This window comes from Cupriavidus mimosae, assembly GCF_023952485.1.
GTDB lineage: Bacteria > Pseudomonadota > Gammaproteobacteria > Burkholderiales > Burkholderiaceae > Cupriavidus > Cupriavidus taiwanensis_C.
Genome location: NZ_JALHRY010000002.1, coordinates 64,254 through 82,890 on the forward strand (window position 1 = coordinate 64,254; position 18,637 = coordinate 82,890).

Sequence of the window (18,637 nt, forward strand, 5' to 3'; positions counted from 1 at the left end):
CCGCGCCGATGAAACAGTACCTCGACTTCATGCGCCATGTTTACGAGCATGGTACCGACAAGGCCGACCGCACCGGCACCGGCACGCGCTCGGTGTTCGGCTATCAGATGCGCTTCGACCTGCGTGAAGGCTTCCCGGTGGTCACCACCAAGAAGCTCCACCTGAAGTCGATCATCTATGAACTGCTGTGGTTCCTGCAGGGCTCGACCAACGTGCGCTGGCTGCAGGAGCACGGCGTCACCATCTGGGACGAGTGGGCCGACGAGCACGGCGAACTGGGCCCGGTCTACGGCTCGCAATGGCGTTCGTGGCCGACCCCGGACGGCCGCCATATCGACCAGATCTCCGAGCTGGTGGCGCAGATCCGCGCCAACCCGGATTCGCGCCGGCTGATCGTGTCGGCCTGGAACGTGGCCGACATCCCGCGCATGAAGCTGCCGCCCTGCCACGCGTTCTTCCAGTTCTACGTGGCCGACGGCCGGCTCTCGTGCCAGCTGTACCAGCGCAGCGCCGATATCTTCCTGGGCGTGCCGTTCAATATCGCCAGCTATGCGCTGCTGACCCACATGATGGCGCAGCAAACCGGGCTGGAAGTCGGCGACTTCATCTGGACCGGCGGCGACTGCCACCTGTACAACAACCATTTCGAACAGGTGCAGACGCAACTGGCGCGCGCGCCGCTGGCGCTGCCGCAACTCAAGATCCTGCGCCGGCCCGACAGCATCTTCGACTACCGCTACGAAGACTTCGAACTGGCCGGCTACCAGTCGCACGCCGCGATCAAGGCACCGGTGGCCGTATGACGCTGCTGACACTGGTTGTAGCGCGCGCCCGCAACGGCACCATCGGCCGCGACAACACGCTGCCGTGGCGCCTGCCGGAAGACCTGGCGCATTTCAAGCGCACCACCATGGGCGCGCCCGTGATCATGGGGCGCAAGACCTGGGATTCGATCGGCCGGCCGCTGCCCGGGCGCCGCAATATCGTGGTCAGCCGCAATCCGGACCTGCGCCTCGACGGGGCCGAGGTGGCGCCCTCGCTGGAAGAAGCCCAGCGCCTGTGCGTGGGCGCCGAGCAGATCTTTTTGATTGGCGGCGCGCAGCTGTATGCCGAGGCCATGCCGAGCGCGGACCGGCTGGTGGTGACCGAGATCGATGCGGATGTGGAGGGCGACGCGTTCTTCCCCGAGATCGACCGCAGCCAATGGATCGAAACCGCGCGCGAGACCCATCATTCGGCGGCGAACGGCTTCGACTACGCTTTCGTCACGTACGAGCGGCCGGTATCAGACGAGTCGTAAGCCGATTGTTTGCTCCCTCTCCCGCGCGCGAGGAGAGGGGAGAAAACCCTCAGTTGCCCGCGATCGTCATCTGCTCGAGCAGGATCGAGCCGGTTTCCTTGGTGCCGCGCACCAGCGCATCCGCGCCGATCGCGACGATCTGCCGGAACATCTCGGCCATGTTGCCGGCGATGGTGATTTCCTCGACCGGATACTGAATCACGCCATTCTCGACCCAGTAGCCCGACGCGCCGCGCGAATAATCGCCGGTGACGTAGTTGACGCCCTGCCCCATCAGCTCGGTCACCAGCAGGCCGGTGCCAAGCTTGCGCAGCATGGCGGGGAAATCGTCGCCGGGCTGGGTCAGGCTGCTCGACAGCTTCAGGTTGTGCGAGCCGCCGGCATTGCCGGTGGTCTGCATGCCAAGCTTGCGCGCCGAATAGGTCGACAGGAAATAGCCCTGCACCACGCCGTCCTTGACCACGTCGCGCTCGCGGGTGCGCACGCCTTCCTCGTCGAACGGAGCGCTGCCCATGGCGCCGGGGGTATGCGGCTGTTCATGGATCTGGATATGCGGGGCGAACACGGCCTGGCCCAGCGAATCGCACAGGAAGGTGGACTTGCGGTACAGCGCGCCGCCCGACACCGCCTGCACGAAGGCGCCCAGCAACCCAGCCGCCAGCGGCGCCTCGAACAGCACCGCGCAGCGCCGCGTGGACAGCTTGCGCGCCTGCAGCCGCGCCAGCGCGCGCTCGGCGGCGTAGCGGCCGATGTCCTCGGGCGCGGCCAGCGCCAGCGGCGAGCGCTTGGACGAATACCAGTCGTCGCGCTGCATGCCGCTGCCGCTGCCGGCGATCGGCGCGCACGAGATGAAATGGCGCGAATACGGATAGCCGCCGGTAAAGCCGCGCGTGGTCGCCAGCACGAACTGCGAATGCTGGGCCGAGACGCTGGCGCCGTCGCTGTTGCGGATGCGCGGCGATACCGCAAAGGCCGCGGCTTCGGCGCGGGTGGCGATGTCGATCGCGGCTTCGGCGTCGAGTGCCCACGGGTGGAACAGGTCCAGGTCCTGCGGCGCGCGCTCGAGCAACTCTTCTTCGGCGAGGCCGGCGCAGTCGTCCTCGGCGGTGAAGCGGGCGATGTTGTAGGCCGCCTCGGCGGTGGCGCGCAGCGCGGCCGGCGAGAAGTCCGAGGTGCTGGCGTTGCCGCGGCGCTTGCCGATCATCACCGTGACTCCGACCACCTTGTCACGGTTCTGCTCGATGGTTTCCACCTGCCCCTTGCGCACCGACACCGACAGGCCGCTGCCTTCGGAAATCTCGGTGGCGGCGTCGGTCGCCCCCAGTTCGCGTGCCACCCGCAGCACATCGGCGGCCATCTCGCTGAGCTGGGCCTGGGTGTAGGTGAAATGCGCGGTCTGTTCGGCGATCTGGTCCATGCTGGGCGGGTGTCATCAAAAGTCCAAGCGGCAATCATAGCAAGATAAAATGCCGGGCATGACGCGAAATTCCCGTAACTCCCAAGGCGCGCGCTTTCCCGGAGGCTTTGCCCCCGAACCGGAAGACGACGAACCGAAAAGCAAGTCGCAGCGCAAGCGCGACATGACCGCCCTGCAGGACCTCGGCGCCGAGCTTGAAGCACTGCCCAAGGACCGCCTGGCGCGCGTGCCGATGCCCGAGGCGCTCGCCGATGCCATCCATGAGGCGCGCCGCATCAACAGCCACGAAGGCAAGCGCCGCCAGATGCAGTACGTCGGCAAGATCATGCGCGGCCTCGAGGACGACGAGGTCGAGGTGATCCGGCAAGCGCTGGAAGGCTTCAAGGGCACCAGCAAGGCCGAAACCGCCCGCATGCATCTGATCGAGCGCTGGCGCGAGCTGCTGCTGGCCGACGACGCTGCGCTGACGCGTTTCCTCGGCGAGCATCCCGGCATCGACGTGCAGGCGCTGCGCAACACCATCCGCAACGCACGCAAGGAAAAAGAGCTGGGCAAGCCGCCGCGCTATTTCCGCGAGCTGTTCCAGGCAATCAAGACGGCGCTGGACCTGAAGGACGGCAAGGGCCGCGCCGCCGAGGAACCTACCCCCGACCATCCGGAGCCCGAGGCATGACCCAGACCACCCAGCCGGTTGTCCGCCACCACCCCGACGAACTCGTGGTCGGCTTCGTATCGATCTCGGACCGCGCCTCGGCCGGCACCTACCAGGACGAGGGCATCCCGGCGCTGCGCGAGTGGTTCGGGCGCACGCTGACCTCGCCCTGGCAGGCGGTGGAGCGTTTGATTCCGGACGAGCAGGCGCAGATCTCGCGCACGCTGATCGAGCTGGTCGACGTGGCCGGCTGCGACCTGGTGCTGACCACCGGCGGCACCGGCCCGGCGCGCCGCGACGTGACGCCCGAGGCCACGCTGGCGGTGGGTACCAAGGAAATGCCGGGCTTTGGCGAGCAGATGCGCCAGGTCAGCCTGCATTTCGTGCCGACCGCGATCCTGTCGCGCCAGGTGGCGGTGATCCGCGAGACCGCCAGCCGCGCCGCGCTGATCATCAACCTGCCCGGCCAGCCGCGCGCGATCCGCGAAACCCTGGAAGGCCTGCGCGATGCCGACGGCAAGCCGGTGGTGCAAGGCATCTTTGCCGCGGTGCCGTATTGCATCGACCTGATCGGCGGCCCCTACATGGAAACCGACGAGGCCATCGTCAAAGCCTGGCGTCCCAAGAACGCCGTGCGCGCCAGGCCCGCGGCCTGATTCGGACGGCCCCGCGCGCCGGCACGCGCCGCGCGGGCATGCCGCCTCAGCGCAGGCCCAGGTACAGCCCGACCGGCACGAACACCACCGCGGCGATATTGCCGAGCAGCACGATCGACGCCACCTGGTCCGGCTCCTGCCGGAAGTGATCCGCCACCAGGAAATTCAGCACCGCCGGCGGCAACGCCGCAAACACGAACAGCAGGCCGCGCTGCAGTTCGGACAGCGGCACCCACTGCGCCAGCGCCAGCGCGACCGCGATGCCGGTTAGCGGACACACCGCCGCGCCGACCAGGCCCACGCCCCAGTTGCGCAGGCTCACATCCTTCATGCGCACCCCGAGCGCAAACAGCATCAGCGGCACGGTGGCATCGCCCAACAGCCTGACCGACTGGTAGACCGGATCCGGCAGCGTGAACCACGGCCGCGCCAGCGCCAGCGCCACGCCCGCCACGGTCGCCAGCACCATCGGGTTGCGCGCGATCTGCGCCAGCGATGCATGCCGGTTGACGATCTTCATGCCGATGGTGAAGTGCATCAGGTTCGATGCCGCGAACAGCGCCACCGCGGGCGCCAGCCCGGCCGGGCCGAAGGCGAACACGGACAGCGGCAAACCCATGTTGCCGCAGTTGTTGAACATCATCGGCGGCACGAAGGTGCGCGGATCGGCCTTCATCCAGCGCGCCAGCCCCCACGCCAGCAAGCCCGAGCCCACCACCACCGCCACCGCGCAAGCCAGCAGCACGAGCTGGTCGGCCAGCACGAAATCCTTGCTGACGAAGGCCGACACCACCAGCAGCGGCGCGATCACGTCCAGCGTGGCGCGGTTGATGCCGGCCATGTCCGGATGGGCCTTGCGCCCGTACAGCCACCCGACCAGGATGATCAGGATGACCGGCGTGATGATGGAGACGATGCGCTCGAACATGGGCAGGCGGACGGGCAACGCGCCGCCTGCGAGGGACGGCGCGCCGGGAATGATGGGTGCTTGCGGCGAGCCGCGCTCCGCTTACTGCGCCGGCGCGCCGGCGGCCGGTGCCTCGCCGGACGCGCCGGACGTTGCCGCGCCGGGCGCGGCATGGCGGATAAAGTGGGTGCGGTAGTAGCGCAGCTCTTCCACCGACTCCAGGATGTCGGCCAGCGCCGTGTGCAGCTGGCGCTTGACGAAGCCCTTGTGGACGGCCGGCTCCCAGCGCTTGCACAGTTCCTTGAGGGTGGACACGTCGAGGTTGCGGTAGTGGAAGAACGCTTCCAGCTTGGGCATGTAGCGCGCCATGAAACGGCGGTCCTGGCAGATCGAATTGCCGCACATCGGCGACTTGCCTGCCGGCACCCAGCGCTTGAGGAAGGCCAGCAGCTCGGCCTCGGCCTGCTCTTCGGTCAGGGTCGAGGCCTTGACCTTGTCGATCAGGCCCGAGCGGCCGTGGGTGCCCTTGTTCCAGTTGTCCATGCCGTCGAGCACGGCATCGCTCTGGTGGATCACCAGCACCGGGCCTTCGGCCAGGATATTGAGCTCGGAGTCGGTAATCACCACCGCCACTTCGATGATGCGGTCGGTATCCGGCTGCAGGCCGGTCATTTCCATGTCCAGCCAGATCAGGTTGTTTTCGCTTTTGACGGATTTGGCGGCGGCTTGGCTTGTCATCGGGACTGCGGGAGATAGGGATTGGAGGGGAGCGGCCGCGGCGGGGCCGGGCGCGAACAATTTATAATTCTCGCATATCCGTCCGGGACGGCTGCCTGCGCACCAGCGCGGCGCCGTTTTCGGAATTCCCGGACCGCCGCCTGCCCCACCCCGCGGCGCGGTCCCCACGGGCATCCGTCACCTGCAACGACGGACGCCCGCACCCACAAGGCGCTTGCCGATGTTCACGATTGTCTTTCTCGCCGCCCTGGTGCTGATGGTGCTGACCAAGCTGTGGCTGGCCGCGCGCCAGGTACGCCATGTCGCGCAGCACCGCCATGCCGTGCCGGCGCGCTTTGCCGACACCATCAGCCTGGCCTCGCACCAGAAGGCCGCCGACTACACCATCGCCCGTACGCGGCTGTCGATGCTGGAGGTGCTGGCCGGCGCCGCGGTGCTGATCGCCTTCACCATGCTGGGCGGGCTACAGTGGCTCAACCAGTTCTGGGTGGAGGCCTTCGGTCCGGGCTACGCCTACGGCGTGGCGCTGGTCGCAAGCGTGGCGCTGATCGGCGGGCTGGTCGACCTGCCGTTCTCGCTGTATGGCCAGTTTGGCATCGAGCAGCGCTTCGGCTTCAACAAGATGACCTTCGGCCTGTGGCTGGCCGACCTGGTCAAGATGCTGCTGGTGGCCAGCGCGCTGGGCCTGCCGCTGCTGCTGGCGGTGCTGTGGCTGATGGATCGCGCCGGTTCGCTGTGGTGGGTGTGGACCTGGCTGGTGTGGATGGCGTTCAACCTGTTCCTGCTGGTGGTGTTCCCGACCTTTATCGCGCCGCTGTTCAACAAGTTCGAGCCGCTCGACGACGCGTCGCTGCGCCAGCGCATCGAGAGCCTGATGCAGCGCTGCGGCTTTGCCAGCAAGGGGCTGTTCGTGATGGACGGCAGCAAGCGCAGCGCGCACGGCAATGCGTACTTCACCGGCTTCGGCGCCGCCAAGCGCATCGTCTTCTTCGACACGCTGCTGTCGCGCCTGTCGGGCGACGAGATCGAGGCGGTGCTGGCGCACGAACTGGGCCACTTCAAGCGCCGCCACGTCGCCAAGCGCATCGCCGTCACCTTCGCGCTGAGCCTGGTGTTCCTGGCGCTGCTGGGCTGGCTGGCGACGCGCAGCTGGTTCTACACCGGGCTGGGAGTGGCGCCCAACCTGGGCGTGTCCAACAGCGCGCTGGCGCTGGTGCTGTTCTTCCTGACGCTGCCGGTCTTCACCTTCCTGCTGGGGCCGCTGTCGAGCCAGTCGTCGCGCCGCCATGAATTCGAGGCCGATGCCTTTGCCGCCGACCAGACCAACGCCAGCCACCTGGTATCGGCACTGGTGAAGCTGTACAAGGACAATGCCTCGACGCTGACGCCGGACCCGCTCTACAGCGCCTTTTACTACTCGCATCCGCCGGCGGCACAGCGGATCGACCGCCTGCTGGCGCACGCATGAGCCGCGCCACGCGTCACCGCAACGCCGGCGGCGGCACCCATGCCGGCACGACGAACGAATCCGCGCTGATCATCGCCGCCCACGGCCGCCACTACGTGGTCGAGCTGGTGGACGGCGCGCGCATGCACGCCTTCCCGCGCGGCAAGAAGAGCGACTGCGCGGTGGGCGACCACGTCAGCGTCGAACGCGCCGCCGCCGACCAGTGCGTGATCACCGGGGTTTCGCCGCGCAAGAACCTGCTGCACCGCTCGGACCAGTTCAAGTCCAAGCTGCTGGCGGCCAATATCGACCAGGTCATCATCGTGCTGGCGACCGAGCCGGGCTTCTCCGAAGACTTGCTCGGGCGCGCGCTGGTCTCGGCCGAGGCGCTCGGGATCCGGCCGCTGGTGGTGCTCAACAAGACCGACCTGCCCGAACGCCTGGAAGAGGCGCGCGGCCGCCTGGCGCTGTACCGCGAGCTCGGGTACGAGACGCTGGAGCTGTCGGTGCGCGCCGATCCGGCGCAGGCGCTGGCCGCGCTGCGGCCGCGCGTGGCGGGGCTGGCCAGCATCCTGATCGGGCAATCGGGCATGGGCAAGTCGTCGCTGCTGAACCTGCTGATCCCGGGCGTCGACGCGCAGACGCGCGAAATCTCGGCCAAGCTCGATTCGGGCAAGCACACCACCACCTTCACCCGGCTCTACCATCTGCCGCAGGACTGGGGTACCGTCGATGGCCGCCTGGGGGCGCTGATCGACTCGCCGGGCTTCCAGGAATTCGGGCTCTATCACCTCAGCGAAGGCATGCTGGAACGCGCCTTTCCCGAGTTCCGCCCGCTGCTGACCGCGTGCCGCTTCTACAACTGCCATCACGTCAACGAGCCCGGCTGCGGCGTGCTGGCCGCGGTGGCATCCGGCGACATCTCGGAACGCCGGCACCAGCTCTACACGCAGTTGCTGCACGAATCCAGCCAGCAGAAGCCGTGGTAAGGTAAGCGCACCTGGGTTCCCGGTGCGCTGCCATGAAACTGCTGTTGTCCGCCACGTCCCTCGTCCACGCGGCCCATTGCCAGAACGTCCTGCGCGCGGCCGGCATCCGGGCGGAACTGCGCAATACCTGGCTGGCCGGCGCGACCGGCGAGATCCCGTTCCGCGAAAGCGCGCCGCAGGTGTGGCTGGTGGACGACGAGATGGAGGCGCAGGCGTGGGCGGTGCTCAATGCCGCGGCCAACCCGGTGCCGGGGCCCAGCTGGCAATGCGACCGTTGCGGCGAATGGCACGAGGCGCAGTTCGGCGCATGCTGGCGCTGCGGCGCGGCGCGCGGCTAACCTGCCTTGCTCGACTGGCCACACTAGCCGGCCGCGCTTGCCGGCCAGGCGCTGCTCACCCCACCCACAGCGCCAGCGACAGCATCGCCAGCAGCAGCATCCACAACACCACCGCGCGCCACACCAGCCCCACCGCCGACTGCAGCGTGCGCACGCCCGGCTCGGTGCCGAACTCGGGCGGCGCCGGCTCCGGGCCGCCGTGGGCGCCGTCGGTGTCTTCCATGCCGGGCGCGTAGTCCACCGCCGGGCCGGCCACGCTGGCGCGCAGCACCACCGTGGAATCGTCCTCGGCCAGCGGCGTGCCCAGCCGCACGCCCAGCGCGCCGCCGCCGCTCGCCAGCAGGATGCCGTTGATGGCATCGTTCCACTTGCGCGCATGGTTGCGCCAGGCGTAGACCGCGTCCTCGAAGTTGCCGACGATGGCAAAGCCGATCGCGGTCAGCCGCGACGGAATCCAGTCCAGCAGGTAGAAGGCGCGCGCGGCAAAGCGGCCCAGCGCCGGGCTGCGCTCGGTCGACGGCAGGTTCCAGTGGCGGCCCAGGTATTCGGCGGTGCGGTACAGCACCACCCCGCCGGGGCCGACCGGCACCAGAAACCAGAAGAACACGCCGAACACATGCCGGTGCACGGCGATGATCGCCGCTTCCAGCGTATGGCGCACGATTTCGGACACCGGCATCTCGATGGTGTCGAGCCCGGTCCACTCGTGCAGCAGCGTGCGGGCGGTATGGAGGTCGTCGCGGTTGAGCGCCTCGTGGATATCGGTGAAGTAATGGCTGAACTGGCGGAAGCCCAGCGTCATGTACAGCACCAGCACATTCCACGCTAGCGTCAGCGCCACGCTGATCGACGCCAGCAGATAGTGCACCACGATAACCGCCAGAGTCAGCGGCAGCACCACGGTCAGCCAGGCCAGCGCGGCGTCGCGCGGGCGGCCGGTGTCGAAGGCGTGCTCGGCGCGGTCGCCGAGCGCGCGCACGATCTCGTAGATCGGGTTGTTGCGGCCCAGGGCGCGGAACTGCTCGGCAATCAGCGCCAGGAGAATGGAAACAAAGGTCATCTTGGTACGGGGTGCTCCAAGGGCACGCCGGCCCGTTGGGGCCGGCCGGCGCGACTGGCCAGCGATGTGCCGGCGCAGGCGCAATGCATAGCGAGAAGATAGCACAGCGCTACGCGCGGGCACCCCGGTGCGCCGCGCAAAAGCAAAAGCCCGCCATGGGGCGGGCTCTCGCATGGGGCCGCGAACGGTGTCAGGGCAGGTCGAACACCAGCACCTCGGCGCCATCGCCGCCGGACAGCGCGACCTCGGCCACGTCTTCCAGCCTGGCCGCGTCGCCGGCCTCGAGCGCCTTGCCGTTGACCGTGACCCGGCCGCGCGCCACGTGCACGTAGGCGCGGCGGCCCGGCGCCAGCGCCAGCGTGGCGGCTTCGTCGCCGTCGAACAGGCCGGCGTAGAGCCGGATGTCCTGGTGTACCAGCACCGAGCCGTCGGCGCCGTCGGCGCTGGCCACGAGGCGCAGCTTGCCGCGCTTGTCGGCCGCGTCGAAGTGCTTTTCCTCGTAGCCGGGGTCGATGCCGTTCTCGGCCGGCACGATCCAGATCTGCAGGAAGTGGGTGGTGTCGTGCGCGGCGTGGTTGTACTCCGAATGACGCACGCCAGTGCCGGCGCTCATGCGCTGCACGTCGCCCGGGCGGATCACGCTGCCGTTGCCCATGCTGTCCTTGTGCGCCAGCTCGCCTTCGAGCACGTAGCTGATGATTTCCATGTCGCGGTGGCCATGGGTGCCAAAGCCCATGCCCGGCGCGACGCGGTCTTCATTGATCACGCGCAGCGGCCCGAACTGCACATGCTGCGGGTCGTAGTAGTCGGCGAATGAGAACGAATGATAGGACTTCAGCCAGCCGTGATCGGCGTACCCACGCTCTGCGGACTTTCTGATTTCAATCATTTTGATGGCCCTCCTTGAGCCTTTTCGCCGACAGCACCGTCTGGATAACCGTGTTGCGGCATACGTTTTCGCTTTGGATGCTAGGCAGTTTAGGCCTTCAGGCGTATATTTACGGGGATCGCCTTAGAAGCAGTCATTCAGAATTTCTGAACATGGCCCTCTCGCTAGAATCCCTCGAAGTCCTGGACGCCATCGAACGCAAGGGCAGCTTTGCCGCCGCCGCGCACGAAATGGGCAAGGTCCCCTCCGCGCTGACCTACGTGGTGCGCAAGCTGGAAGAAGACCTCGACGTGCTGCTGTTCGACCGGCGCCGCCATCGCGCCGAACTGACGCCCGCGGGCCGCGCCCTGCTCGACGAGGGCCGCCACCTGCTGCACGCCGCCGACGACCTGGCGCGGCGAGTCAAGCGCCTGGCCACCGGCTGGGAGGCCACCCTCACCATCGTGGTCGACGACCTGATCAACTTCCGCGCGCTGCTGCCGGTGATCCACGATTTCTATGCCGAGAACACCGCCACCCGGCTGCGCTTTTCCAAGGAAGTGCTGGGCGGCGCGTGGGACGCGCTGGTCAGCAACCGCGCCGACCTGGTGATCGGCGGCGCCTACGACGCGCCCAGCACGCAAGGCTTTCAGATCCGGCCGCTGGGGTCGGTGCCCTTTGTCTTCGCCGTGGCCGCGCATCACCCGCTCGCCACCGAGGAAGGCCCGCTCACCACCATCCAGATTGCCAAACACCGCATCGTCGCGGTGGGCGATACCTCGCGCAACCTGCCGGCCCGCACCCATGGCGTGCTGGCCGGCCAGGACGTGCTGGTGGTGCCTACCATGCGCGACAAGCTCGAAGCGCAGATCCGCGGCCTCGGCTGCGGCTGGCTGCCGGCGCCGATGGCGCAGCCGCATATCGAAAGCGGCGTGCTGCAGGCGCGCGAAACCGTCGAGGTGCGCGCGCCGGGCAACTTCAAGGTGGCATGGCGCACCAGCAACCGCGGCAAGGCGCTGCAGTGGTGGGCCGGCAAGCTGGAAGACCCGCGCCTGGCGCAGGCGCTGCTGCAGCAACCCGACTTCGCCGGCTGAGGACGGGCTGATGGCAGAGCGGGCTGCAAGCGCAGTGCAGAAGAGCGCCGCGGGCGGCTATCGCGGCCGCTTCGCGCCCTCGCCCACCGGCCCGCTGCACATGGGCTCGCTGGTGACCGCGCTGGCCAGCTGGCTGGATGCGCGCGCGCATGGCGGGCAATGGCTGGTGCGCATCGAGGACATCGACACGCCGCGCTGCGTGCGCGACGCGGACCACGACATCCTGCGCACGCTGGCGCAGGTCGGCATGACGCCCGACGAGCCACCGGTGTGGCAGAGCCGGCGCGAACCGCACTATGCCGAAGCGCTGCGCCGGCTCGATGCCGCCGGGCAGCTCTACCCGTGCGGCTGCTCGCGCAAGGAGATCGCCGATTCGCTGGTGCACGTGCGCGAGCGCCACCAGACCCTGGGCTATCCCGGCACCTGCCGCCACGGCCTGAACGGCAAGCTGCCGCGCGCATGGCGCGTGCGCGTGCCGGACGGCCCTGCCGCCGTCGTGTGCTTCGACGACCGCTGGCAGGGGCGCCAGTGCCAGAACCTGGAAACCGAGCTGGGCGACTTCGTGCTGCGCCGCGCCGACGGGCTGTGGGCCTACCAGCTGGCGGTGGTGGTCGACGACGCCCTGCAGGGCATCACGCATATCGTGCGCGGCGCCGACCTGCTCGACTCCACGCCGCGACAGATCCACCTGCAGCACCTGCTGGGGTTGCCGACGCCGGCCTACCTGCACGTGCCGGTGGTGGTGAACCAGGCCGGCGAGAAGCTCAGCAAGCAGAGCGGCGCGCAGGCGATCGACACCAGCGCTCCGCTGGACGCGCTGCGCGAGGCCGGCGCGCACCTGGGACTGTCGCCTTCCGCCGGCACGGTCCGGGACTGGCTGGCGCGGGCCACCGACGGCTGGCGCGAGCGGCTGGCCACGCTGCCGCTGCCGGCATCGGTCTAGCCACCGCAAAAACAAATGGCCCGCGCAGGCGGGCCATTCATCGTAACGACAATCCGTTCAGGACTTGCGCGGCACACCGCCGAGCAAGGCCGCCACCGGCCGCTTGGGCGCCTGACGGCCACGCGTAAGCGCGGCGGCGACTTCATCGGCGGCCTTGGCCTGCGCCGCGCTGGCGGGGCTGGGCTCATACGGGCGCGAGAAGAATGGGTCGTCCGAAGCGCGGAAGGCCTGGCGGCTGGCGCCGTGGTCGTGGCGGCGCGGACGGTCTTCGCTGTCGGCGCTGCCGCGCGCGCGGCGCACGTCGCTGCGCTCGCGGCGGCGCTCGCCGTCGGCCTGGCGGGCACGCTCGCCGGTGGGATCGAAGCCCTCCAGCTTGCCGCGCGGGATGCTGCGCTTGATCAGCTTTTCGATATCGGACAGCAGGCGCTCGTCATTGCCCGGCACGTAGATCGACAGCGCATCGCCGCTGGCGCCGGCGCGGCCGGTCCGGCCGATGCGATGCACGTAATCCTCGGCGCTGTACGGCACGTCGAAGTTGATCACGCACGGCATGTCCGGGATGTCGAGCCCGCGCGCCGCCACATCGGTGGCGACCAGCGCATCGATGGTGCCGCTCTTGAAGCCGTCGAGCGTTTGCATGCGCTCGGTCTGGGTCTTGTCGCCATGGATCGCGGCGGCGTTGATGCCCTCGCGCTCCAGGTGGCGCGCCAGCCGCGAGCAGCCGATCTTGCTGTTGACGAAGACGATGCACTGGCGCGACATGCCCTGCGCCGCGCGCTGCTTGAGCAGGTGCACCACCGCGGCCTGCTTGTGGCCGTCCTCGACCTGGTACACCGCCTGGCGCACGTTCTCGTTGGTCGAGTTGCTGCGTGCCACTTCGATGGTGACCGGCTGCTTCAGGTAGCTGGAGGCCAGCCGCTTGATTTCCGGCGAGAACGTGGCCGAGAACAGCAGCGTCTGGCGCTGCGCCGGCAGCAAGTTGATGATGCGCTGCAGGTCCGGCAGGAAGCCCATGTCGAGCATGCGGTCGGCTTCGTCCAGCACCAGCATCTGCACCTGCGACAGGTTCACCGACTTCTGCTGCACGTGGTCGAGCAGGCGGCCGGGCGTGGCCACCAGGATCTCGACGCCGCGGCGCAGCGCGTCGGTCTGCGGGTTCATGTCGACGCCGCCGAACACCACTGTGCTGCGCAGGTCGGTGTGCTTGGCGTAGCGGGCGACGTTGTCGTAGACCTGGTCGGCCAGCTCGCGCGTGGGGGTCAGCATCAGCGCGCGCACCGGGTGGCGCGCCGGCGAAGCGCTGGCATTGGCCAGCGGCAGCAGGCGCTGGATGATCGGCAGCGCGAAGCCGGCGGTCTTGCCGGTGCCGGTCTGCGCGGCGCCCATCACGTCCTTGCCCAGCAGCACGACCGGAATGGCCTGCGCCTGGATCGGCGTGGGAGAGCTATAGCCCTGCTCGGACAAGGCACGCAGGATGCGCGCGTCCAGGCCGAAGCTGTCGAAGGTCTGCACGGCGGTCGGAACCGCGGTGGTAGGTTCTGGTGCGTTCGTAGTGGTCATGGGTATCGGTATTGGCGGGAGGCGAACCCGGCACAAACGGATACGCGTCTGGAACTCATCTCGCCCTGATCTCGCACGGCGCCGGCAAGTTTCCGGCGCGGCCCTGCTGGCTAAAGCATTTGGCCAAGAGAATCAAAGACTTAGATTTTAGCATCTCTGCCCGTGCAGTGGGCGCTCCGGCACCGCCTTGCGCCGGGCGCGACAAGCCGGCGCGAGCGGAGGGCGCACGCGCACATTGTCAAGACATTGTCATATCGGCCAAGCAAGATGCCGGCGGCGCCGCGGCCATGCCGGACCGCGCGCCTTCTTCACATCGAGACCGACATGGACTTCGAGCTGTTTCGCCAGACCTGCCAGCAATTCCTGCGCACCTCCAGCCAGTTCCTTGGACTGGCGGCGGCCGGCCGGCAGGCCGCGCTGCCAATGCCGACACTGCCGGACCTGCCGGCCAGTCAGCCTCCGGGCCGGCAGCCCGCCTGAACCGCAGCCGGGCCGCCGCTTCGTCATCCGCAAGCTTAGTCGCCGCGGATGCCGTTGTCCTGGATCACCTTGCCCCACTTGCTGTAGTCGGCCTTCATGCGCGCGGCCAGCTGCTCCGGCGGCATATAGGCGGCCACGGTGCCGGCGCCCAGCATCTTCTGCTGCACGGTCGGATCGGCCAGCGCCTTCTTCAGCTCGGCCGACAAGGTCGCCACCACCTCTTTGGGCGTGCCGGCCGGCGCCAGCAGGCCGCCCCATGCGGTGGCATCGAAGCCCGGGAAGCCCTGTTCGGCGACCGTCTTGACCTCCGGCGTAAAGCTGACGCGCTTGTTCGAGCCGACCGCGATCGGGCGCAGCTTGCCGGCCTTGATATGCGGCAGCGCCGCGATCATGTCCGAGAACATCATCGGCACCTGGCCGGCCAGCAGGTCGGAGATGGCCGGCGCGCTGCCCTTGTAGGGCACGTGCTGCACGTCGAAGTGACCCAGGTTCTTCAGCAGCTCGGTCGACAGGTGGCCGAAGCTGCCGTTGCCGGCGCTGGTGTAGTTGAGCGCGCCCGGCTTGGCCTTGGCCTTGGCGATGTACTGCTGCAGGCTGGTCACGTCCGGCATCGCCTGGGGATTGACCACCATCACGATCGGCAGGTCATAGGCGGCGCCGATCGGCGCGAAATCCTTGAAGATGTCGTAGCCCTTGCGGTTGATCAGGTGCGGCGCCAGCAGCGTGGGCGTGGCCAGCACCAGCAGCGTGTAGCCGTCGGCGGGGCTCTTGGCGACGTTCTCGGCGCCGATGGTGCCGGAGGCGCCGGGGCGGTTGTCCACCACCACCGGCTGCTTCAGCGTTTCGCTCATCTTCTGGCCGATGATGCGCGCGGCGGTGTCGGTCGGGCCGCCCGGCGGGAACGGCACCACCAGCCGGATCGGCTTGCTGGGGTAGGTCTCGGCGAAAGCCGGTGCGGCGGCGAGCGGCAGCGTGGCGCTCAGGAGCACGGCGCCGAGGCGGCGCTGGAAGGTACGGCGGCTGGTGTTCTGCATGGTGTGACTGTGTCCTGCGGTGAATCGCGGTGAATCAGAATCGATGCGCGGCCCAGGCCGCGCCGGGATGAAGCGACTGCGGTTGCGTAACGTCATGACAGATCTGGCGTGCCTCCTTGCGAACCGGTCATGGCCGGCCCGTCCGATGGAATGGTTTTGTGGCGCGGCGCCCGTTACAGCCGCATGGTGCCGGCCTGGAACAGCCGTGCATCCATCTGGCGCAGGTCGGGCGCCACCGCCACCGGCGTGGCGCACTGGTCGAGCACATCGCGCTGCAGGTCGACGCCGGGAGCGATCTCGACCAGCGTGAGGCGGGCCTCGCCGCCCTCGCCGCCCTCGCCGCCCTCGCCGCCCTCGCTGCCCTCGCTGCCCTCGCTGGGGCGCATCTCGAACACCGCGCGTTCGGTGATGTACACCACCGGGATGCCCAGCGATGCCACGTAGGGGCCGTTGAAGCTCAGGTGCGACACCTCCGGCACGATTTTCTTCACGCGGCCTTCGCGCACGATCTCCAGGCGGCCGTCGCCTGCGCGCACTTCCAGCCCGCCCGCCGTCAGCGTGCCCATGAACACCACCGCGCGCGCGCTCTGGGTAATGTTGATGAAACCGCCGACGCCGGCGATCAGCGCGCCCTCGCCTTCGCCGAACTTGCTGACGTTGACGTTGCCCTGGCCATCCAGTTCGGCCAGGCCGAGGATCGCCAGGTCGATGCCGCCGCCTTCGTAGAAATCGAACTGCGCGGGCTGGTCCACCACCGCCTCGGGGTAGGCCGAGGCACCGAAGCTGAGGCCATCCGCGGGGGTGCCGCCGATGGGACCGGCTTCGACGGTCAGCGTGAAGCCGCCCAGGCCGGCCTGGTGCGCGAGCATGCCCACCGCGGCCGGCATGCCGACCCCCAGGTTGACCACGCGCGGCGCGCGCCGCGCCAGTTCCATCACCGCGCGGCGCTGCACGATGGTGCGCGCGTCGAGCGGCCCCGCCTCGGGCGACGGAGCGGCGGCATCATCGGCGTCATCGGCAGCGCCCTCGCCCTGCCACGGCGTGACGTAGGCCGGGTTGAAGGATTCCGCGAACGTCATCTGGTGGTTGGCGGGGTTGTCGCAGACCACCACGTAGTCGACCAGGATGCCGGGCACATGGATGGCCTGCAGGATCTCGTGGTGATCGACTAGGCTTTCGACCTGCGCGATCACGATGCCGCCCGAGTTGTGCACGGCCTGCGCCAGTGCCAGCAGTTCATGGTGGAAGGCTTCGCGATGTGTGCTGAGATTGCCGCGCGCATCGGCCGCGGTGCAGCGGATCAGCGCGCAGTCGATCGGGAAGCTGGGATAGAACAGGTATTCGTCGCCGCGGAACTCGACCGCATCGACCCAGCACGCCTTGCCCTCGGCGATGGCGCGGCGCGCGCGCTGGTTGACGGCGCCGCCGTGGTAGCGCGCGTCCTGCGCGGTGCGCGGGTCGACAAAGGTGTGCAGGCCGATTTTCGTCATCACGCCGGGCTTGCCGCCGGCGATGGCCCGGTACAGATGGGTCAGCACGCCCTGCGGTAGGTTGTAGCCCTCACACTGCTCGGCCATGGCCAGCGTGGCCAGCCGCGTGGCCGAGCGCCAGTGGCCGCCAACCACGGTGGCAGTCATGCCGGCATTGCCGAAATGATTCACGCCGCGCGCGCCGCGGTCGCCCTGCCCGGCCGAGTACACCAGCGTCAGGTCGCGCGGCAGGCCGCGCTGCAGGAAACGCTGCTCCAGCGCCTCGGTCACGGCCTCGGCGTGGCCGGCGCCGACAAAGCCCGCACTGGCCACGGTCCAGCCATCCTGCACGAGCGCCGCCGCTTCACGCGCGGTGATTACCTTCATCGCTGTCTCCGGTTCTGGTCGTGCCGTCCCGCATCGCTGGCGGCACGCTTTCCGTGAATTCGTTTTGCGAACATTTGTTCGGAAAACGCTATCATACGAAGATGCTGCCGGTCGGCGCAAGCCCTCCGCAAAGGCATCGACCGGCACGTGCCTGATCGTTCATTTCACCACTGCTCTCTGCCAGACGCCTTATGCCGCAAGCCGAAACCGCCAAGAAGGAAGAACTGCTGGAATCGCTGAGCAAGGGCCTGGCGCTGCTGCGCCTGCTGGGCGCGGACGCGGAGCGGCTGACCATGCAGGAGGTCGCCGACCAGCTCGACGTGACCCGCGCCGCCGCGCGCCGGCTGCTGCTGACGCTGGAGCACAACGGCTACGTGGCGCAGGACGGCCGCCACTTTGCGCTGACGCCGCGGGTAATGGAGCTGGGCTACGCCTACTTTGCCTCGATGAGCCTGCCGCAGATGGCGCGGCCCTACCTGCAGCAGCTGTGCGAGTCCCTGGGCGAAAGCTGCTCGCTGGGCGTGCTCGATGCCGAATCGGTGGTGCTGGTGGCGCGCGAGGAGCCGCGCCAGCTGCTGCGCGTGGATATGGCGCTGGGGCGGCGCATGCCGGCGTACGCGCATTCGCTGGGCCGGGTGCTGCTGGCCGGCCTCGACGACACCGCGCTGCAGGCCTACCTGGCGGGCGCGACGCTGCGCAAGCTGACGCCGTTCACGGTCAGCTCGCGCACCACGCTGGCGCGCACGCTGCGCCAGGTGCGCGCCGACGGCTACTGCGTGCTGGTCAGCGAACTGGTCGACGGCTATGCCGGAATCTCGGTGCCGCTGCGCGACCAGGCCGGCAAGGTAGTGGCCGGACTGGGCTTCAGCATGGTGCTGGGCAGCCGCGACCGGGCCCACCTGGAAGCACGCTTCCTGGCGCCCCTGCGCGAGGCCGCGGCCCGCATCGAGGCCATCCTGCAGGCGCGCTGAGCCGCGCCCGGCCCACGTAGAAAAGCCCCGCATGCCGGGGAGGCAGCGGGGCTCAAGCGGTAGCGGGGCAATCGGTTCGACCACCCACGCCGTCGATCTTGGCGCATCGCGCCGACTCGGGCATCCCCCAAATGTGGGCCAATGCATGCGCCGTGGCTGGCAGGCTGCAGCCGCGCCCTGCAAAGCCAGTCAATCATGGCCCTGTCACACGCTTGTAGGAATCCGGGTTTTCGCCGAGCGGGTTTTCGCCAGCTTCCGGCCGGCGGCCAGATGCGGTCTACTGGTCTCACATCGACGCCCCTGGCACCGCCCACGCCGGATTGCCAC

The 18,637-nt window shown here is 68.7% G+C and carries 19 protein-coding genes; 11 read left to right on the forward strand and 8 right to left on the reverse strand.

Features of this window, described 5'->3' with window-relative positions; genetic code table 11:
- Window positions 1–8: 8 nt before the first annotated feature.
- Both MKD50_RS04285 and MKD50_RS04290 read left to right on the forward strand, forming a co-directional pair.
- The gene (locus MKD50_RS04285; RefSeq protein WP_115704078.1) at window positions 9–803 is read left to right on the forward strand and encodes a thymidylate synthase; all 795 of its coding nucleotides are present in this window, start codon (window positions 9–11) and stop codon (window positions 801–803) included.
- A complete protein-coding gene (locus MKD50_RS04290; protein WP_115704080.1) occupies window positions 800–1,300 on the forward strand; it encodes a dihydrofolate reductase in 501 nt (166 codons plus the stop codon). Before MKD50_RS04285 ends, MKD50_RS04290 begins: the two co-directional genes overlap by 4 nt.
- Window positions 1,301–1,349: 49 nt before the next feature.
- Here MKD50_RS04290 and pmbA read toward each other — a convergent pair whose 3' ends face one another.
- Window positions 1,350–2,717: a metalloprotease PmbA gene (gene pmbA / locus MKD50_RS04295; RefSeq protein ID WP_115704082.1), complete on the reverse strand. Its 1,368-nt coding sequence runs from the start codon at window positions 2,715–2,717 to the stop codon at window positions 1,350–1,352.
- A gap of 58 nt (window positions 2,718–2,775) precedes the next feature.
- Here pmbA and yjgA point away from each other — a divergent pair, with 58 nt between their 5' ends.
- A complete protein-coding gene (gene yjgA, locus MKD50_RS04300) occupies window positions 2,776–3,390 on the forward strand; it encodes a ribosome biogenesis factor YjgA (RefSeq protein ID WP_371925280.1) in 615 nt (204 codons plus the stop codon).
- Window positions 3,387–4,025 carry a molybdopterin adenylyltransferase gene (gene mog / locus MKD50_RS04305; protein WP_240072406.1) on the forward strand — a complete coding sequence of 213 codons (639 nt, stop codon included), beginning with the start codon at window positions 3,387–3,389 and terminating at the stop codon, window positions 4,023–4,025. Before yjgA ends, mog begins: the two co-directional genes overlap by 4 nt.
- 46 nt (window positions 4,026–4,071) lie before the next feature.
- On the opposite strand, the gene MKD50_RS04310 is transcribed toward mog, so the two are convergent.
- Window positions 4,072–4,953, reverse strand: a complete 882-nt coding sequence (locus MKD50_RS04310) for an AEC family transporter (RefSeq protein ID WP_252666672.1) — start codon at window positions 4,951–4,953, stop codon at window positions 4,072–4,074.
- Between the two features lie 81 nt (window positions 4,954–5,034).
- On the reverse strand, window positions 5,035–5,670 hold the full coding sequence (gene orn / locus MKD50_RS04315; protein ID WP_115704090.1) for an oligoribonuclease: 636 nt from the start codon (window positions 5,668–5,670) through the stop codon (window positions 5,035–5,037).
- 220 nt (window positions 5,671–5,890) lie between these two features.
- Here orn and MKD50_RS04320 point away from each other — a divergent pair, with 220 nt between their 5' ends.
- Genes MKD50_RS04320 through MKD50_RS04330 form a run of 3 tightly spaced genes read left to right on the forward strand, consistent with a single transcriptional unit; the run spans window position 5,891 to window position 8,444 of the window.
- Window positions 5,891–7,138: a M48 family metallopeptidase gene (locus MKD50_RS04320; RefSeq protein ID WP_115704092.1), complete on the forward strand. Its 1,248-nt coding sequence runs from the start codon at window positions 5,891–5,893 to the stop codon at window positions 7,136–7,138.
- Window positions 7,135–8,106, forward strand: coding sequence for a ribosome small subunit-dependent GTPase A (rsgA, locus tag MKD50_RS04325; protein WP_115704094.1), 972 nt, complete (start codon window positions 7,135–7,137; stop codon window positions 8,104–8,106). Before MKD50_RS04320 ends, rsgA begins: the two co-directional genes overlap by 4 nt.
- 32 nt (window positions 8,107–8,138) lie before the next feature.
- A complete protein-coding gene (locus tag MKD50_RS04330; RefSeq protein ID WP_062801252.1) occupies window positions 8,139–8,444 on the forward strand; it encodes a putative signal transducing protein in 306 nt (101 codons plus the stop codon).
- Window positions 8,445–8,499: 55 nt separating this feature from the next.
- Here the strand turns inward: MKD50_RS04330 and MKD50_RS04335 are convergent, their stop codons facing one another.
- Together MKD50_RS04335 and MKD50_RS04340 are read right to left on the reverse strand one after the other, a co-directional pair.
- Entirely contained in the window at window positions 8,500–9,504 is a 1,005-nt protein-coding gene (locus MKD50_RS04335) for a CobD/CbiB family protein (RefSeq protein WP_240072407.1), read from the reverse strand.
- 190 nt (window positions 9,505–9,694) lie between these two features.
- On the reverse strand, window positions 9,695–10,393 hold the full coding sequence (locus MKD50_RS04340; protein ID WP_115704099.1) for a pirin family protein: 699 nt from the start codon (window positions 10,391–10,393) through the stop codon (window positions 9,695–9,697).
- 152 nt (window positions 10,394–10,545) lie between these two features.
- Between MKD50_RS04340 and MKD50_RS04345 the strand changes: the two genes are divergently transcribed.
- Together MKD50_RS04345 and gluQRS are read left to right on the forward strand one after the other, a co-directional pair.
- Window positions 10,546–11,466, forward strand: coding sequence for a LysR family transcriptional regulator (locus tag MKD50_RS04345; protein WP_111521403.1), 921 nt, complete (start codon window positions 10,546–10,548; stop codon window positions 11,464–11,466).
- A gap of 10 nt (window positions 11,467–11,476) precedes the next feature.
- Window positions 11,477–12,409 (forward strand): tRNA glutamyl-Q(34) synthetase GluQRS, encoded by a 933-nt coding sequence (gene gluQRS / locus MKD50_RS04350; protein WP_252666504.1) that lies wholly within the window; start codon window positions 11,477–11,479, stop codon window positions 12,407–12,409.
- 57 nt (window positions 12,410–12,466) lie between these two features.
- Here gluQRS and MKD50_RS04355 read toward each other — a convergent pair whose 3' ends face one another.
- Window positions 12,467–13,969, reverse strand: a complete 1,503-nt coding sequence (locus tag MKD50_RS04355; protein ID WP_115704103.1) for a DEAD/DEAH box helicase — start codon at window positions 13,967–13,969, stop codon at window positions 12,467–12,469.
- 324 nt (window positions 13,970–14,293) lie between these two features.
- On the opposite strand from MKD50_RS04355, the gene MKD50_RS04360 reads away from it, so the two are divergent.
- Window positions 14,294–14,449 carry a hypothetical protein gene (locus MKD50_RS04360; protein ID WP_252666505.1) on the forward strand — a complete coding sequence of 52 codons (156 nt, stop codon included), beginning with the start codon at window positions 14,294–14,296 and terminating at the stop codon, window positions 14,447–14,449.
- A 35-nt stretch (window positions 14,450–14,484) separates the two neighbouring features.
- On the opposite strand, the gene MKD50_RS04365 is transcribed toward MKD50_RS04360, so the two are convergent.
- The gene (locus MKD50_RS04365; RefSeq protein ID WP_115704104.1) at window positions 14,485–15,483 is read right to left on the reverse strand and encodes a Bug family tripartite tricarboxylate transporter substrate binding protein; all 999 of its coding nucleotides are present in this window, start codon (window positions 15,481–15,483) and stop codon (window positions 14,485–14,487) included.
- A 173-nt stretch (window positions 15,484–15,656) separates the two neighbouring features.
- Window positions 15,657–17,339, reverse strand: coding sequence for an acyl CoA:acetate/3-ketoacid CoA transferase (locus MKD50_RS04370; protein WP_252666506.1), 1,683 nt, complete (start codon window positions 17,337–17,339; stop codon window positions 15,657–15,659).
- Between the two features lie 191 nt (window positions 17,340–17,530).
- Between MKD50_RS04370 and MKD50_RS04375 the strand changes: the two genes are divergently transcribed.
- On the forward strand, window positions 17,531–18,310 hold the full coding sequence (locus tag MKD50_RS04375; protein ID WP_115704108.1) for an IclR family transcriptional regulator domain-containing protein: 780 nt from the start codon (window positions 17,531–17,533) through the stop codon (window positions 18,308–18,310).
- Window positions 18,311–18,637: the final 327 nt, after the last annotated feature.